The sequence below is a fragment of the Nocardia sp. NPDC087230 genome, assembly GCF_044744725.1.
GTDB lineage: Bacteria > Actinomycetota > Actinomycetes > Mycobacteriales > Mycobacteriaceae > Nocardia > Nocardia canadensis.
In genome coordinates, this window is the sequence record NZ_JBIUYV010000006.1 from 211,818 (window position 1) to 228,797 (window position 16,980).

Genomic DNA, 16,980 nt, shown 5'->3' on the forward strand with positions numbered 1-16,980 from the left:
GCGGTCTCTTCAGGGGTGGAATATCAACTGAGTGCAGCGGAACAGGGCGATCGTGCTGCCTTGGTCGTCGCGAACGGTCGCGTCCCAGATCTGTGTTCGTCGGCCGCCGTGCATGCGTACCGCGGTCGCGGTGACAACCCCCGACCGCGCCGTGCCCAGGTAGTTCGTCTTGAGTTCCACCGTGGTGAAACCGGTGGCGTCGGCAGGCAGCGCCAACCGGGTCCCGATCCCGCAGGCGGTGTCCGCCAACGCGACGACGCTCGCCGCATGGAGGTATCCGTTGGGGGCGAGCACCCGTTCCTGAACGGGCAGTTCGCCGACGACCTGCTCCGCACTGGCCGCGAGGATCCGCATGCCGATCGTGCCCGGCAAGCGGCCCGTGAGCATGTCCGTCAGTTCCTCGGCGAGGGGCCGATCCACGCCGGTCGGGGTCGGTCGCGACGCTGCCACCGGGGCTGCCTTCTCACTCATGGTTCAGCCTTCTCGAGCGATCTCGCCACGCAATGTGCGGCGTTGCAGCTTGCCGATCGGGTTGCGGGGCAGTTCGTCGACCGTGACGAGTTTCTCCGGCAGCTTGAAGGATGCGACGTCCTTGGCGCGCAGGAAGGCGACGAGGTCGTCGAGTACGACCTCCTGGTCCGAGGCGGGAACGACCACCGCGCAACACTTCTCGCCGAGAACTACATCGTCGTAGCCGACGATCGCGACATCGGCGACCGCTGGGTGCTCGAGGAGCAGACCTTCGATCTCCGCCGGCGCGATATTCATCCCGCCCCGGATGATGATCTCCTTACTGCGGTCGACGAACTTCAGGTACTCGCCGGACTCGCCGCACAGCTCGAATACATCGCCGCTGCAGAGGTATCCGTCGTCGTCGAACGGGCTGTTCGCCGCCGTTCCGGCGAGGTAGCCGGCGAAGACGGTCGGCCCCTTCAGCCGCAGCTCGCCGCGACCGCCGACCTCCGTGACCACCTCGCCCGTCGCTAGGTCGACGAGCCGGACCGATGTCCGCTCAGCCACCGCCGTGACCCACGTCTTGCCGGTCGCGCTGTAGTTCGGGAGATACTGGGCGCGCACCATCGGATCCGGCGTGTCCGACGGTGCGCCGAGCAGGCAGACGCCCTCGTTGGAGCCGAAGAAGTTGATCACCTCGATGCCGAGATCGTTCTGCCAGTCGCGGACGACGCCGGGGGGAAGCGGTGCGCCGCCCGAGCCGACCGTGCGCAGCGACGACAGGTCGAACGTGGTGCGTAGGCTCGAATTCTGCAACAGCATGCTGAGAATCGCCGGCGGCATACTCGTGTGGGTGGCTCGGTGCCGCTGGATCTGATCGAGGTACACCGCAAGATCGAGCGGGTGGTGCTGGACCAGGTGCCCGCCGCTGAGCAGCCATGGCAGCAGCGATGTCGCGAACCCCGCCATGTTGACCATCGGAAAGGGCCCGACGATGACGGAATCGGGCTGTGCCTGCAAACCGTCCTGCACGGCGTGCCCGATGGCCAGCCAATCGGCGTGACACCGGGGAACGCCCTTCGGCGCGGCCTCCGTACCGCTGGTCCAGCAGATGGTGAGGCAGTCGTTCACGGTCCGTGTGAGCCTCCGCTGCGCACACCGCGCCGCGTCGACCTCGTCCGCGGTGGCCGGGTCGCGGTCCAGCGGCACACCCACACCGTCGGCGGCTGGTCCGAAGGTGAAAACGTGCCGCAGGCAGGCCAGCTCGGCGGCCAGGGACAGTGCCTCCTCATGGGGCCTGCGGTCATGCAGGCTGGTCGTGGTCACGACGCCGACCGCTTCGGAAGCCGCCACGATTCGGCTCAGCTCGTGTCGCCGGTAGGACGCCGGCATCGGTGCCGCGATCGCCCCGAGTCGCCACAACGCGAAGTACGTGGCGGTGAGGGCAACCGAGTTCGGGAGCAGCACCGCGACCACATCTCCCGGGCGCACGTGGCTCGCATGGAGTTTCGCGGCGATGTCATCGACCTTCGCGGCGAACTCCGCCCAGGTCAGGGACTGCGGAGTGAGGCCGGCGAGTTCCGGCAGATTCCCGGGGTCGGTGACCGCAGGTGCGCCGGGCCGGTCCCGGACGTGTCCGTCGAGGAGGTCGAGCACGGTGTCCCGGCGCCACCACCCGCGAGCGAGATGGTCCTCGACCCGGTCTTCCGGATGACACGCGCGTAAGCGGTTGGAGGACAGGTTGTCCGCAGTGACGTTCATGGGTTCCACTTCCTTGGACGCTCGAAGGGGGCGGGCGCTCATCCGAGTCGCCGGACAACTGCGGCGCCGCCGAGTCCCAGCGCCGCCGGAATGGTGATCAACGCGTACTCGCCGTCGACGCGACGCAGCTGATCGAGTGCGTTGACCAGCAGTGCGCCGCCGGCGGCGCCGAGCGGATGGCCGGTCGCCATCGATCCGCCGTTGGGGTTGACCCTGTCCGGGTCGAGCTTCAGCTCCCGCATCATGACGAGCACCGAGGCCGCGAAGGATTCGTTCGCTTCGACGACATCGAGTCGGTCGGCGGAGATCCCGGCGTTGCCGAGGGCACGTCGCGCTGCCACCACCGAGGCGGTCAACAGCGGAGAGCGCACCGCTGCCTGCGCGACGCCGACCACCTCCGCCACGGGTTCGGACCCGATGCGGGTCGCCGCGGCTGCGGTGCCGAGCACGGCAGCAGCCGCGCCATCGCAGAGTTGCGGAGCCGTCGCCGCGGTGTGCAGCCCGACGGCGGGCCGCGGCGCACCGGGTAGCCGCTCCGCCACTCGCTCCCAGAGCGGATCCCGACCGAACAGCGGCGCCAAGTCCGCGAGACCGGCCAGGCTGATGTCGTCGCGGGGTCCCTCGTCCGCGGTGAGGATCGTTCCGGTGTCGGAACGCACCGGCACGATCGAACCGGACCGGGGTGCGGCGAGGGCACGGCGGTGCGAGGTGACGGCGCACTCGTCGAGTTCGGCTCGGGTGAATCCGTACTGCGCGGCGGTAAGATCCGCCGAGACGCCGATCGTCACGAATCCGGTCCGTTCGCCGAGGTCGGCGTCTTCCGCGAAGGCGGGCCGGTCGGACATCATCGGCACGCGCGACATCGATTCGACACCACCGGTCACCACGACCTCCGCGATGCCCGCGGCGATCTTGGCGGACGCTGTCTCGATCGCGTCGATTCCCGAGCAGCACAGTCTCGACACCACGCCGGCGTTCACGGCGTCGGGCCAGCCTGCCCAGAGCACGGCGGCGCGGGCGACATTGCCGCCCTGGTCTCCGACCGCGGTGCTCGTCCCGATCACGACGTCGTCCACCACGTCCGGCGACAAGCCACGCTCCTGAACGGCCGAGAACAACTGGGCCAGAAGGTCGTAGGCGGGGACGTCGGCGAGGGTACCGCCGTGTCGGCGGACCCGGGCCTTGGGAGTGCGAACGGCGTCGTAGATGTAGACGCCGTCGGAGAACTGGGACACGGACTTCACCCCTGCACCTGGCGGCGATCCTGGACCATACGGAATCGGCCGGCCACGAAGGACTCGTCGGTCAGCGTCGCGTTGCCCGCCGGATTGAGACCGGTGACGTGATAGTCGCTGTAGGCGGCCGCGTACTGCATCGGCATCGAGGAGACCAGATTCGCCGACAGCGACGCGCCCGCATCCGCGTAGGCGTCGGCGATGGCGTCGACGGCCGCGTCATCGGTGCAGTACAGGTACGAGCTGATGGCGCCGTGCCGACGGACGCTCGCGGTCGCGTGCTCGACGGCGGATTCCCGGTCGGCGCAGTCGATGACGAACGCCACGGGTCCGAATTGCTCGCCGTCGGGCAGCGGGTCGCCACGCCGTGGATCGACGCGGACCAGCAGCGGGGTCACCGCCCGCGCCTGCGGGTACTCGGGATGGACGTAGGCCGAGGGACGACGCACCAGGGTGCCGTCCGCCGCCGCCCGGTCGGTGAGGGCGTCGAGCGCCTGCCGGGTCGCTTCCGACTGCAGCGCACCGCAGACGGCGGCGGCGCGGCGCGGCGCGCCCGCGAGGTCGTCCATCGCCGAGCGGAGGGCGGCGACCACGTCGTCGCGGGAGACGGGGCCGTGGTCCGTGCGGACTCCCGCGTCGGGGATGTAGATGTTCTGCGGCGTGGTGCACATCTGCCCGCTGAACAGCGACAGGCCTCCGGCCAGAGTGCGCATGGCGGCGGGCAGGTCCCGGACCGAGTCGAGGATGACGGTGTTGACGCCCGCGGTCTCGGTGAACACCAGAGTGTTGTCGACGTTGCGCTCGAGCCATGTCCCGAAGGACTGGCTGCCGGTGAAGTCGACGATGCGCGTCGCGGGATCTGTGGCCAGCCGGGCGGCGACGGGATCATCGACGGTGTCGACGACGAGTTGGATCGCGTCGGTGGGCAGCCCGGCCTCGGCGAGGACCTCACGGATGACGCTCACGGCCACTGCCGTTGCCAGCACCGAGCGCGGGTGTGGTTTGACCAGGACCGGATTGCCGGTGGCGAGGTTGGCGAGGATCGCCGGGTAGGCGTTCCAGGCCGGGAACGATGCGCAGGCGATGACCAGTGCCGTACCGAGCGGGCGCGCACGGAACCGCTTGCGCAACGTCACCTCCGACGTGCCGAACGTCTGCTGCCAGGTCACTTCCGGGGGCACGCGGCTCATGGCCGCCCACGCCATCGCGACGGCTTCCAGTCCGCGGTCCAACGCGTTCGTCCCGCTCCCGCTGCAGGCCATAGCGAGACTCTGCCCGGTGGTGTGGGACGTGATCGCGGCGAATTCCCGACCCCTCAGATGAATTCGGTGCAGAGCTTCGAGACATACCCCGACTCGCAGCTCTACGTCGGCGTCGCGGAGGGCCACCGCCGCTCGCGCAGCGCCGCCGAGCGCTTCCTCCGCCGAAGGGGCGCTGTAGGTGACGTTCAGAGCCTTGCCGGTATAGGGCGACACCTCGTCGGCCGTGATCCGGCTGGGTGTCTGCACCGAAAGGCACAGGGTTGCTCCATCGTAGGAACCGACGATGTCTTCCGCCTGCCCGCATTCGGGCGGGGCGATGGCGGTGTATCCGGTCCACGCGGAGCGTGTCTGATTGGCATCTACTGCGGCCTGCAGTAGATCGCGATGTGTTTCGAAGAACATGAAGGCTCGTTCCTGTCGACGGGGGTGCGACTGGGCGACATCGGCGGGTCCGCTGCGGAGAGATGGGCCGCGGCGTCCCACGCGCCGGTCACTACTATTATTGAAGTGAAGCAAGTCGCACAAAGATTGTCAACGGTCGACTTCTCGGCAAGGCGGCGCTGCGCCGATCGCGCGCCAACCGCGGCAGGCAGGGCGGCCGGACCGCGCTGTCAGGCTTCGAAGATGACGGTCGTGCGTTGCAGATTCACATCGCAGCCGCGGCAGCGCAGGGCGGGCCGCAGTGGGTTGCCACAGCCGTCGTGGCGCAGCCTCGGCCCCAGCTGCTCGGCCGGTACACCCGGGTGCGCCGTCGGTGTCCAGGCGAGAAGAAAGGCGAAGATCGGGAACAGCGCCCGCCCCCGGGGCGTCAGCACGTACTCGCGGCCGCCGTCACCGCGGGCGAGTATCTGCACGTCGGAGAGACGGGTCAAGCGTTCGGTGAGGGTCGTGGGTGAGATCTTCAGGATCGACTGGAACTCACCGAAGCGCCGGACACCCGACAGGGCGAGGCCGGTGACCAGCGCGCTCCACCGATCCCCGATCGCCTCCATCACCTCAGTGAACTGGAGATCGGCCCGGCTCAGGGCCGGCGAGTTCCGGGTCGACCGCCGACGACTGCCACGCGCCACCATGACCAGAGAGTCACGGTCCAGCTCGAGCCTCGCGTCTCGCGGCTTGACGGTCTCCCCGCAGTGCCCGCACACCAATTCCGGCGGGCCTCGATGCCCGCAGTCCACATGGACCATTTCGGGCTGGAGCAGCCCCTCGGCGGACCATTCGCGTTGCCACGACCACACACTGACCAGGAACTCCCACGTCGCGAGACCCAGGTCGGTGAGCATGTAATCGTGCCGCTCGTGGCCTCCCGGCTGTGGGCGCCGCACCATCAGCCCCGCCTCGACCAGCGCGTTCAGGCGCGACGACAGCACCGCGGGCGGTGCCCCGGTCCGGTCGATCCACTGACTGAATCGCCGCACGTGGTCGACGAACGCGTCGCGAAGCACTGCGACGGTCAGACGGTCGCCCAGGAGGTCGATCGTCTGCGCCACCGGGCTCGGCGCCATCGCAGCCCCAGCCTCGTCGACCACAGCCACCCGCCTTCCCGAACCGGCGCCCGTCGCACCGATCGCGTCAGGCCTCCAACACAATAGCGATGCCCTGCCCCACCCCGATGCAGGCCGAGGCGACGCCGATTCCACCCCCGAGCCGTCGCAGGTGCCGCAGGCAGTCGATGACCACGCGAGCGGCGGACGCACCGAGCGGATGTCCCATCGCGATCGCCCCACCGAAGGGGTTGACCCGATCTGCCGAAATGCCGGGTAGCTCACGCAGACACGACAGAACCACCGCCGCGAACGCCTCGTTCAATTCGAGGACACGGACGTCCGCGGGCTTTCGCCCCGCCCGCTCCAGCGCCTTCCCGATCGCCGCGACCGGGGCCAGCGCGAACAGTTCCGGCTCGATCCCCACGACGGCCGACGCCAGAACCCGCCCGAGCGGCTCGACACCGAGTTCCTCGGCGACGGCTCCGCTCGCCACCAGCGCGGCGACCGCACCGTCACTGACCGGCGACGAGTTCCCCGCCGTGACGCTGCCGTTCGGGGAGAACGCCGGCTTCAGCGCGGCGAGCGCGGCACGATCGGCCGCACGGATCGGCTCGTCACGTTCGAGGCCCGCTTGCCCAACCACGAATCCGTCGTGCACACCGTCGGCCCACCCGCGGGTCGCGAGTTCGTGGGATCGCAGCGCCCACTCGTCCTGCTCACCGCGACCGACGCCCTGACGTGCAGCCACCAGTTCGGCGGAGCGGCCCAGGGATTCGACCCACGGTGCGGGAAATCGGGGGTTCGTCATGCGCCATCCGACGGTGGTGGACACCAGGTCGAGCGCGCGCGGGAAGGCCGAGTCGACCGGAGGCAGGACATAGGGTGCCCTGCTCATACTCTCCGAGCCTCCCGCGAGCACGATATCCGCGTCACCGACCGCGACCCGCCGGGTCGCGGTCAGCACCGCTTCGGCGCCGGATCCGCACAGTCGATTGACCGAGACACCAGGGATCGTGTGGGGCAAGCCCGCGAGCAGCAGCGCCATGCGAGCGATATTGCGATTGTCCTCACCTGCGCCGTTGGCGTTTCCCCAGACGACGTCATCGATGCGGGCAGGATCGAGCCCGGGGTGTCGGGCGACCAAGCCCGCGATCGGCAGCGCCGCGAGATCGTCCGCGCGGATGGACGACAGCGCACCCCGAGCGGAACCGAACGGCGTTCGAACCGCGTCGATCACCCACGGTGTCCGCCCGTCCCCTGCCGAAGTCGCAAATCGGGTCATGCCGCGCTCCTCTCCTGCCGGCGCCGAACTGTTGTTGCGTAAACCGGGCCGACTGATGTCTACTTCAATAAGTGTAGCGAAATGGAGGAGTAGGGCTCACATGTCTATCGCCAGTGTGGTGCGCGTCGCAGCCGCGCGCTTCGGTCCCGACGTCGCCGTGGAAGACGGCACGACCTCGCTCACGTTCAGGGAACTGTCCGACCGTGTCCACCGCCTCGCGGCAGGCCTCGCGCAGATCGGGGTCGAGCCAGGGCGCACCGTCCTCGCGCTGTTGCCCAACTCGACGGCCGCCGTCGAGATCGACCTCGCGTTGACCATCGGGGGCTATGTCCGCGTGGCGCTCAATCCACGGGTGGGCGAGCGGGATTGGGTGCGCATCATGGCGGACTGCGCACCCGCGGCGCTGATCTTCGATCCAGCGGTCGCCGGTGCGCGGGAATTCGCCCTGCGGTCGCCAACCGAGATCGTGATCGCGGCCGGCGCGGGAGATGACCTTCCATCACTCGACGACGTCCTCGCCCGGGCACCGGAGAGTTTCGCACTGCCCGACCTGGACCCCCGGTCGCTGTGCGCCCTCCACTATTCCTCCGGGACGACCGGAGTACCGAAGGGCGCGCAGCGATCGCACGCCAACCGACTCGCGTCGCTTCGCGCGATGCGTGAGCACGTCCTGGCGGGCACCCTGGACGGTGCCGAGCGCCCGGTCTTCGTCCACGCCGGGCCGATCATCCACACGAGCGGACTGTTCGTTCTCCCGTTTCTCGAAGCAGGCGCGCGCCAGGTCATTCTCGATCACGCTCGTCCCGCGGACGTGATCGCCGCTGTCGAACGCCACGCCGCGACACACACCGCGCTCGTGCCCACCGTCATCGCGCGAATGCTCGACTTCGACGACGCCCGGCTCACACCGATGCGGAGGTTGCGCATGCTGGCGTACGCCGGAGCGCCGATGCCGGTCGAGCACATCCGCCAGGCGTACCAGCGGATCACGCCGAATCTCGTCCAGTACTACGGAATGGTCGAGGCGATCCCCCCGCTGACCGTGCTCGATGCCGCCGACCACCACCGCGGGATGACCGACGATCCCCGCCTTCTCAGCTCGGTCGGGCGGCCCTGCCCAGGAATCGAGATCGAATTCAGGGATGGCGACCGCCCCGTTCCCGACGGTGAGATCGGCGAGCTCGTGGTCAGCGGCGCGGCGGTCAGTCCCGGATACCACAATGCGGGTGCGCGAACGGATCTCGGCAAGAACCACGCGGACGGCGTCCTGTACTCGGGCGACCTCGGCCTGCGGACAGCCACCGGCTGTATCCATCTGACCGGCCGGAGCAAGGACATGATCATCACCGGCGGCTACAACGTGTACCCCCGCGAGGTCGAAGAGGTCATCTCCGGCATCGCCGGCGTGAACGACGTCGTCGTGGTGGGACTACCGGATTCCGTGTGGGGACAGCGCATCGCCGCCGCCTACACGGTCCACTCCGGTGCCGCCCTCGACGACGACAGCCTCCTCGCCGAGTGCCGAGACCGCCTGCCGGACTTCAAACGCCCCAAATCGGTCCACCGGGTCGAGGCAATCCCCCTGACACACCTGGGGAAGGTGGACCGCACGAACGCGGCACGCATGCTCGAGCGCCGCACGCAGGGCGCCTCTTCCCCATTCACCCACTGAACCGCTGACACCCCACTCCTGAGCAGGACACCATGATGAACACCCTTCTCGACTCTCTCCGCCTCCCCGTGGTCGCCGCACCGATGTTCCTGGTCTCCGGCCCGGACCTCGTGGTCGCGGCGTGCCGATCGGGCATCGTCGGTTCTTTTCCGACCCAGAACTGCCGAACCGTCGAAGATCTCGACGCCTGGATGGGGACGATCACCGACAGCCTGCGCGACGACGACGCGTCGCGACCCACCGGCCCCTGGGCGGCGAACCTCATCACCCACAGCAGCAACGCACGATTGGCCGAGGACCTTCGACTCATCGCCGAGTACAAACCACAGATCGTCATCACCGCCCTCGGCTCGCCCCGGCCCGTCATGGATGTCGTCAAGAGCTACGGCGGTGTCGTCATCGCCGACGTGGTCAACATGAAGCTCGCGAGGAAGGCCGCGGAGGCCGGCGCCGACGGCATGGCCTGTGTCTCGGCCGGCGCCGGGGGCCACACCGGTCACCTCTCCCCGTTCGCCTTCACCTCCGCCGTGCGTGAGTTCTTCGAGGGGATGGTCATCATCGGCGGCGGCATCAGCGACGGGTACGGCGTCGCCGGTGCGATCACCGCGGGCGCCGACCTGGTGTACATGGGTACCAGATTCCTGGCTGCCGCCGAAAGCACAGCCCCAGCGGCGTACAAACAGATGGTCGTCGACCACGGACCGGACGACCTCGTCGTCAGCGCCGCGATCACCGGAACCCCGGCCTCGTGGCTCAAGCCGAGCCTGATCGCGTGCGGCCTGGACCCTGACGATCTCGAACCGCCGACCGTCGAGAAGAACTACACCGCGGGCACCGCCTCGCTCAAGAGGTGGAAGGACGTCTGGGCCGCCGGTCAAGGTCTACAAACCATCCGAGCCGTCGAATCGGTGAGCACGATCGTCCACCGTATCGAAAAGGAGTACGACACTGCCCTCAGCCGAGTTGCGGGCCGAACGGCCACTCGTCCTCGGGCCGGAGGCGGATCTGCACGAGATCGATCTTGGGGAGCGTAGCCAGAACCGTGACGGAATGATGATGCGGCCGGAGTTCGCCTTCGAGGCCGACCTGCTGTCTCGGGGACTCTCCGACCACCTCTTACGACGACTCCGAACGCACCTGTTGCGGCCCACGTCTCGGCATCAACCCACTGGATACGCCACACCACCCTCGCCTACATCGAACGGGACTGCTCCGAGTTCGGTTGACTCGCAGGATGCGGGGTTTCAGGCCTCGAGTGCGGGCTGGTTGACCCGTTCGATTCAGATGGCGATGGCCACCCGCGGTTCCTGACGGGAATCCCAGTGTCGACTGTCGAGAACGTTGCGGACTCGCAGGCCGACCTCGCGAAACCCAGGAGCAAAACGTTGGGTCTACCTGCATGTCTATAGCGTAGACCTACACCATCCGTCTTCGTCGTTGACATCACTTCCCGGTAGGCGTGTACTGGGAACACCACCCGGTTCGGAAGTCGGAGACTTGCGGGTGATCAGGGGTCAGCTTGCGTCTACGTGGAAGCTGGCAAGCTCCTCTGTGGCCAACCACGAATGAGGAATCCGATGAGCCCCACGACCTTAGACCACGTTGTCGGCAGTGTGATCAAGGCTCACCCCGAGCAGGCTGGTGGCGGCAGAGGTCTACTACCACCCGATAACGCCATGGCCGTTCACCTTGCTCAGCATCTGGACGACATCGGAGACGCGGTCTCGGCAATGGTTGAGCAATGCCGAGACAATGCCGCAGGCGTTGATGAAGCTGTGACCGAGGTGGTCACCGACCTCGACGAGATCGTCTTCGAAGCACATTCCTTCCTGCGCAGACTCAGCCCGTAGTCCATGCAGCACACTGCTGCAGATCGACACGCAGCTACCCCGGACAGTTCTGCCTGAGCTGTCTGCGCAGGAAAGAGGCCGGCTACCCGCCTGCACGGCGAGAGCCGCTGCGAACCGCGTGCGCTCGCAGCGGAGATGCGATCAAGCCGCGCGCGATCACCGACCCGTCGAATCGTTCGCACGCAGACGACGCCACCGCCCATCGCACATATGCTTTACGCACCTGCGGAGAACGAGGGGGGATCAGGTGGGTGACACTCTGCATGTCGGCGACACGATCGGCCACGGCCAATTCCTGAGCAATGGGCGATTCCGCTTGACTCTACAGTCGAACGGAGTCTTGTCGCTCTCGGAATCCGGACGCGAGGTGACCGCGATGGCGCAGCGCGAAGATGGTCTCGTCACACAGATCATCGAGATGACCGCCGGTGGGCTCGTCGCCTACGATGCCGCCGGAACCGTGCTGTGGGAGGTCCCGTCGAGAGCGCCGGTCAGCTATGTGAAACTCGAAGGCGACGGGGACATCGCCATGTACGACGCGCGGGGCGAGGTCATCACTGCCCAGCACTCGGGGCGCTTTCGCACTGTCGGCGCGGAACTACGCGTCGGCGAGAGCCTGACGCGTGGCGAATCCATCACGCGAGGGGGGTTCGAGTTCGCCCTCGCCCGGGACGGGGTTCTGGTTCTGCGGAAGGGGATCGATGCGCTGTGGGTCTCCCCTCCAGACATCGTCCCTGCGACACGAGCAACCCTCCAGTTCAACGGACGATTCACGGCGCACGGTGACGAAGGAGAGAACTGGAGCTTCGGCCCCGGCAGCCGCGACATCGACCGGTTGACTTTCCGCGATGACGGCGAGCTCGTCATCCTGTCGCGCACCGGCAGGCAACTGTGGTCCCTGCGCACCGGAACAGGATCGACAGCACCGATCGATATCGGGCGGAAACTGGACAGAGGCGAGTCGATGCAGATCGGTGAGCAGCTCCGAAAAGGAGTCTGCACGGTCACCCTGCACGAGAACGGGAACCTGGTGTGGCGGATGGGTACGCAATTCTTGCGTGAATCCTTCACCGGCGAATACGGATTCGAACGTCTCAGCATGAACTTCAACGGCAGCGCATCCCTGGACACGGCCGACGACATGTTCTTCGATCTCTCCGAAACCGCGGGCAGCGCCGCGACGCGGCTGTCGCTGCACCGGGACGGACGCCTCGTGCCCACCAGCGATATCGGAACGGCGATCAGCGACGACATTCGGGGATTCACCCCGTACGATCTCGGCTACTCGTTCCTGCCTGTTGGTGACGGGTTGACGCATGGCCGGTATCTGAAGAACGGCACCACCACACTCACGTTCGGACCGGACGGAAACCTGACCCTGCACCACGGCAGCTCCATCTCCTGGAACACCGAAACCGCCGGCACCGGAGCGGATATCGTGCTCCTCGACGACAGCGGAAATCTCAGGCTGTCATCGAGCGGCGGCGACGTGTGGCAGACATATACGGTCGGATATCGAATCGACGCACTGGAGATCAACAGCTCGGGCACCGCCGAACTCAGATCGGAGAACTCGGTTCTCTGGTCTTCGGCACATGGTCGGCTCGTCAGCGAGTTCCATCTCGTCGGGCACTACTTGCCGCGCGACGCCGGCTTGCGCTGCGGCGACTACCTCAGCAACGGAAACTACACGCTGACCTTTCGTTCCGACGGCGCACTGGAACTGCGCTCCAGCGAAGCCGACAACGCCACCGGATGGGTGCGAAACGCCGGCTGCGGTGCGGTTCGGGCAACCCTGCAGGGGGACGGGAATTTCGTCGGCTACGACGCGCGCGGCCGTCCCATGTGGGCTACCGGCACCAACGGCGTGGCGGTCAGCTGGCTCGTCCTGTACGCCGAGGGAACGGTGGCCCTCGTGAACTCCGCGGAACAACAGGTATGGTCGATAGAACCGTCGCGAACACCACCGGTCCAGCGACCACCGGCCGAACAATCTCCTGCCGTCGCCGGTGTCGTCCAGGAACCCGCACAGGCCGGCGTTTTCGCCACGATGCTGGAGCCGTATCACCAGGAAGCCATGGCCCAGGCCGAGGAATTTCGGGCAGAGATGATTTCCCGTGGCACCGAGATAATCGGCGAGGTCGTTCGAACCGGGTTCCAGACGCTCGGAGACTTCTTGAACGAGTAGGAGCGCCGCCGTCGGAAGCGCACGTCAGCGCGTCCACGGAGAGTCAGAGGCGCGGGCTGCGCACCGGTCATGACGTCATCGCCTGCGGCTGAACAGCTCCGCTGCGGTGTATTCGCGACTCGGCAGGGTGTCCAGGGCCGCTACGATCCGACGTTCCTCCCACTGGAAATGGGACTCCAGAATCGCCGACAGCCCAGCGATCTCCCCACGCACCGTGTCGAGTCTCTCGACGCTGAGCTCGGCGAGCGCGGCGGTCATCCGGGTCAGGATGTCTGCGACCAGATGGTGGTCGGCGGCGAGTTCGGCCAGTACCGGTGCCAGATCGGGGAAACGCTGGGCCAGAAGGGGAAACGCCGTCCGGCCCTCGCTCGTATGGTGGTCGGTGAGGGCCTGGCAGAAGGCCAGGCAGTGCGTACGCAAGTCTCGCAGCGGGCCGATCGGTTCGTTGTCCGGATACTGCTCCAGTGCGCGGGCGATGCGGCGCAGTTCGCCCCGCAGCCAGTGGTGGGTGTCGATCAGTTCGCGGCCCAGGGCGCCGACGTGCTGGGATTCGGTGGACATGGCGATCTCTCCTCGTGACGGAGGCCGGATGCGGCCATCGCTGCCGACGAGGACACGCGAAGGCCGAAAAATGCTGGGGCAGTAGGGTTATGCGCCACGCACGGCGCGAGCCGTGGTGTCAGCAGGGCAGGAGAAGTGGTCCCATTGGCTGCCTTCCGAAAGCGGTGCCTCCATGCCGACGCCGTCCACCCGGCGTGTACACGCGACACCGCATCCTATGCTGCGGCAGCGAGGGGTCTGTTCGCCATTACCGATTCGGCATCGTGGCCGCCCGAGCGCGGCGAGTGCGCGGGCGGCCGAAGTCCTCGCCGAATGTCGCGACACACAGTCACATGCCCGATGTGCTCACCCTGGCGGGTTGGTGGGTTGCGTCGAGAGGGATCAACTAGCCGAGGTGAACTCAGGCCGACTACTGCGTGGTCGGGAATCCTGCAGGCAGCTCGGCGGAGTCGAGGATCGCCGAGGCGGCAAGGACCGCGAGTGGGCTGAAAGCCGCTGCGACCTGCCTGGAGAGGGGCCTATTGATCTCAATGTCGTCAGCCCTAGACGACTAGGAGACACTGGTGATCGAAGGGGCAGTGGACGTGGCGCTAACGCTGGGGTGCGAGGGGCAGCTTTGCGCCTTGCTGGATCGGGTCGAGGATCGCGACCGAACCACGGTGCCGATCAGCATCACGCCGAGCGCGGCGGCGACGTTGTGCCGAGCATGTTCGATTTTCCCTTTCCTCAACAACATTCACGTTCAGCCAAGCATGCCGGTACGAACGTCAGCCGCATGGCCGCGGCAGACTTGCTCCCGGCTCCGGCAACAGCAGAAGCGCCCGAGATCAGTGATTGCACCAATCCCTGGAACATCAACCCGGTGAAGTGCCTGCTCACCTCCCCGTCGGCATCGTGATCCGCAGCTCCGGCGGGACGAAGGAGGTCAGGGGGCCTGCGGCGTCGGTGCCCGGTAGGCGGCGAGGAAGACTTCGACTCCGGCGTCGGCATAGTGGTCGAGTTCGGCATCGGTGAATCGGGTGTCGTCACCGCAGAACATGACCTTGTTGACCGGGACCGAGACCACCAGCCAGGTGAAATGATTCGCGGCCAGCTCGGGCTCGCCGGTGCACAGCAGGCCGCGTTCGGTCAGTTGCGCGAAGCAGGAGGCCAGCATGGCGTGGACGCGTTCGGGACCGGCTTCGAAGTAGGCCCGACCCAGCTGCGGGAAGCGGCCGGCCTCGGCGATGACGAGCCGACGCACCCGTAGCTGCGCGGGCCGGGTGAGCAGGTGGACGAACCGGTGCGCCACCATGCGCAGGGTGGTCTCCACGTCGTCGGCGGAGGCGAGCTCGCCGATGGCTTCCCGGAACACCTGGTCGATCCCGCCGAGGCGGTCGAACACGATCTGCTCGAACAGCTTGTCCTTGCTGCCGAAGTGTTTGTAGATCGTCTGCTTCGACGAACCCGCGACTTTGGCGATCTCGTCGGTCTTCGCGCCGAGGTAGCCGTCGCGCAGGAACACCTCCATGGCCGCCTCCATGATCCGGCGGCGCGCCTGCTCGGCCGCGGTGTTCCCGACGAGGTCGGGTGCAGTTTCGGTCTGGGGCATGAGGCCTCCGGTATGTCGGATTCTCGGATCTGTTGACACCGACACCAGTGTACCGTACTGTTCAGTTCACTCAGAACTGTACGGTACAGTACACGCTATGAATCGAGCCGAGGACCTGCTCATGACCACCACTACCCCCGTCGCTCCCACCCTCGACCCCGCAGCGCACCACCACCACCCCGCGCTCGTCATCGCCGCCACCACCGCCGCAGCGCTGGGCGCGAATCTGGCGCTGTGGCTGGCCGGTTCGGCCGCCGGTGCGGAATTCAGCTACCTCAGCAACGGGACCACCGCCACCGCGACACTGATGTGGGTCGCAGCCGAGACCGTGCTGCCGCTGCTGGTCGGACTCGGGCTGGCGACGGTGCTGGCGCTGCGTTGGCGCCGCATCCTGACCGTCGCCTCGGTCATCGGCGCGGTGGCGGCCCTGGCGACCGGGATCGGCCCGCTGGTGACCGATTTCGACTCCACCACCAGCTCGGTCTGCCTGGCGCTGATGCACCTCGTTGTCGCCGCGGCCGTCGTGATCGGGCTGCGTTCGGTCGCGACGTCGCTGCACTGACCTTCACCACCCAGCACCACTGCTCACCCACACTCTCTCGACCGATCGGCCGAGAACGACCACCACTGATGGAGAATCCGATGCGCAAGATCATTTCCAGCCTCTTCGTCTCCGCCGACGGCGTCGCCGAAGCCCCCGACACCTGGCACTTCCCCTACTTCAACGACGAGATGGGCGCCGCCATCGGCGCCGGTATGGGTACCTCCGATGCCATGCTGCTGGGCCGGGTGCAGTACGAGGAGTTCGCCGCCCACTGGCCCACCAGCGACGACGAGTTCGCCGGCTTCATGAACAACCAGAAGAAGTACGTCGCGACCACCACGCTCACCGAAGCCACCTGGAACAACACCGAGATCATCGGCGGCGACGTCCTCACCGGGATCAGCGAACTCAAGACCACCGACGGCGGCGACATCGCCATCACCGGAAGCCTCACCCTGGTCCAGTCCCTGCTGCGCGCAGGCCTGCTCGACCAGCTGCAGCTGTTCGTCCACCCCATCGTCCTGGGCAAGGGTGCACGCTGGTTCGACAAGCTCGACGACAGCGTCGAGCTGAAACTCGCCTCGGCCGAGGCGTTCAGCACCGGCGTGATCAACCAGATCTACACCCCCGCCAAATAGCGGTCACCACCACCGAACCCGGACGGGGATGGTGCTCGACACACTGGAGAACATCGACTGCGGTCAGCTTTCCGACGTCGGCGCTGCAGGGCTACTAGCCGGCCGGCTCGATGTGGATCACGCGGCGGTGGGCGGTCACTCACTGGGTTGCCGCCGCGCTACTCGCCGCCGCGCAGGACAACCGATTCGACGCCGCGATCAACGTGGAGGCCCTCCTCGCATTGCTTTCGACGGGCGGGCCCCCGTCCTCGCCCTCGTATCGGGGCAGGGAACCGGCAGCACCGATGGGGACGAGCGCTACGCGGATGCGCTCAGGCATGTGCTGGCCACCGCCGCCGAACCCAACTACCGACTCACTGTCCCTGGCGCGGCACACCGCGGGTTCACCGACGCACCGCTGTATCTTCCGCCTATACCTGCGCTACTCGGGACACTGAAACGTGAAGAGAGCCTGCG

15 protein-coding genes are annotated in these 16,980 nt (G+C 67.2%); 7 read left to right on the top strand and 8 right to left on the bottom strand.

Translation table 11 applies throughout. The annotated features are described in order from the left end of the window. Positions 1-9: 9 nt before the first annotated feature. From ACIO52_RS21885 to ACIO52_RS21910, 6 genes are all read right to left on the bottom strand, one after another. A complete protein-coding gene (locus ACIO52_RS21885; protein WP_402646282.1) occupies positions 10-471 on the bottom strand; it encodes a PaaI family thioesterase in 462 nt (153 codons plus the stop codon). 3 nt (positions 472-474) lie between these two features. Continuing rightward, positions 475-2,214, bottom strand: coding sequence for a class I adenylate-forming enzyme family protein (locus tag ACIO52_RS21890; RefSeq protein ID WP_402646284.1), 1,740 nt, complete (start codon positions 2,212-2,214; stop codon positions 475-477). A gap of 38 nt (positions 2,215-2,252) precedes the next feature. Continuing rightward, a complete protein-coding gene (locus tag ACIO52_RS21895) occupies positions 2,253-3,458 on the bottom strand; it encodes a thiolase family protein (RefSeq protein WP_402646287.1) in 1,206 nt (401 codons plus the stop codon). Further along, positions 3,455-5,113, bottom strand: coding sequence for an aldehyde dehydrogenase family protein (locus ACIO52_RS21900; RefSeq protein WP_402646593.1), 1,659 nt, complete (start codon positions 5,111-5,113; stop codon positions 3,455-3,457). Before ACIO52_RS21900 ends, ACIO52_RS21895 begins: the two co-directional genes overlap by 4 nt. Before the next feature lie 209 nt (positions 5,114-5,322). After that, a complete protein-coding gene (locus ACIO52_RS21905; RefSeq protein ID WP_402646290.1) occupies positions 5,323-6,246 on the bottom strand; it encodes a winged helix-turn-helix transcriptional regulator in 924 nt (307 codons plus the stop codon). A gap of 37 nt (positions 6,247-6,283) precedes the next feature. Continuing rightward, entirely contained in the window at positions 6,284-7,480 is a 1,197-nt protein-coding gene (locus ACIO52_RS21910; RefSeq protein WP_316574444.1) for a thiolase family protein, read from the bottom strand. Positions 7,481-7,598: 118 nt separating this feature from the next. On the opposite strand from ACIO52_RS21910, the gene ACIO52_RS21915 reads away from it, so the two are divergent. The 4 genes from ACIO52_RS21915 (at position 7,599) to ACIO52_RS21930 (ending at position 13,190) form a co-directional block, all read left to right on the top strand. Next, on the top strand, positions 7,599-9,152 hold the full coding sequence (locus tag ACIO52_RS21915) for a class I adenylate-forming enzyme family protein (protein ID WP_402646293.1): 1,554 nt from the start codon (positions 7,599-7,601) through the stop codon (positions 9,150-9,152). A gap of 35 nt (positions 9,153-9,187) precedes the next feature. Then, positions 9,188-10,186, top strand: a complete 999-nt coding sequence (locus tag ACIO52_RS21920) for an NAD(P)H-dependent flavin oxidoreductase (protein ID WP_402646296.1) — start codon at positions 9,188-9,190, stop codon at positions 10,184-10,186. 543 nt (positions 10,187-10,729) lie between these two features. After that, positions 10,730-11,002, top strand: coding sequence for a hypothetical protein (locus ACIO52_RS21925; protein ID WP_402646298.1), 273 nt, complete (start codon positions 10,730-10,732; stop codon positions 11,000-11,002). 247 nt (positions 11,003-11,249) lie between these two features. Then, positions 11,250-13,190, top strand: coding sequence for a hypothetical protein (locus ACIO52_RS21930; RefSeq protein ID WP_402646301.1), 1,941 nt, complete (start codon positions 11,250-11,252; stop codon positions 13,188-13,190). 75 nt (positions 13,191-13,265) lie between these two features. Here the strand turns inward: ACIO52_RS21930 and ACIO52_RS21935 are convergent, their stop codons facing one another. Continuing rightward, entirely contained in the window at positions 13,266-13,751 is a 486-nt protein-coding gene (locus ACIO52_RS21935; protein WP_402646304.1) for a hemerythrin domain-containing protein, read from the bottom strand. Positions 13,752-14,457: 706 nt separating this feature from the next. Between ACIO52_RS21935 and ACIO52_RS21940 the strand changes: the two genes are divergently transcribed. Next, a complete protein-coding gene (locus ACIO52_RS21940; protein WP_402646307.1) occupies positions 14,458-14,649 on the top strand; it encodes a hypothetical protein in 192 nt (63 codons plus the stop codon). 27 nt (positions 14,650-14,676) lie between these two features. Here ACIO52_RS21940 and ACIO52_RS21945 read toward each other — a convergent pair whose 3' ends face one another. Then, complete coding sequence (locus ACIO52_RS21945) at positions 14,677-15,342, bottom strand: TetR/AcrR family transcriptional regulator (protein ID WP_402646310.1); 666 nt, start codon at positions 15,340-15,342, stop codon at positions 14,677-14,679. 97 nt (positions 15,343-15,439) lie between these two features. On the opposite strand from ACIO52_RS21945, the gene ACIO52_RS21950 reads away from it, so the two are divergent. Both ACIO52_RS21950 and ACIO52_RS21955 read left to right on the top strand, forming a co-directional pair. Then, a complete protein-coding gene (locus ACIO52_RS21950; RefSeq protein WP_402646312.1) occupies positions 15,440-15,904 on the top strand; it encodes a DUF6069 family protein in 465 nt (154 codons plus the stop codon). A gap of 80 nt (positions 15,905-15,984) precedes the next feature. After that, on the top strand, positions 15,985-16,524 hold the full coding sequence (locus ACIO52_RS21955) for a dihydrofolate reductase family protein (protein ID WP_218719000.1): 540 nt from the start codon (positions 15,985-15,987) through the stop codon (positions 16,522-16,524). Positions 16,525-16,980: the final 456 nt, after the last annotated feature.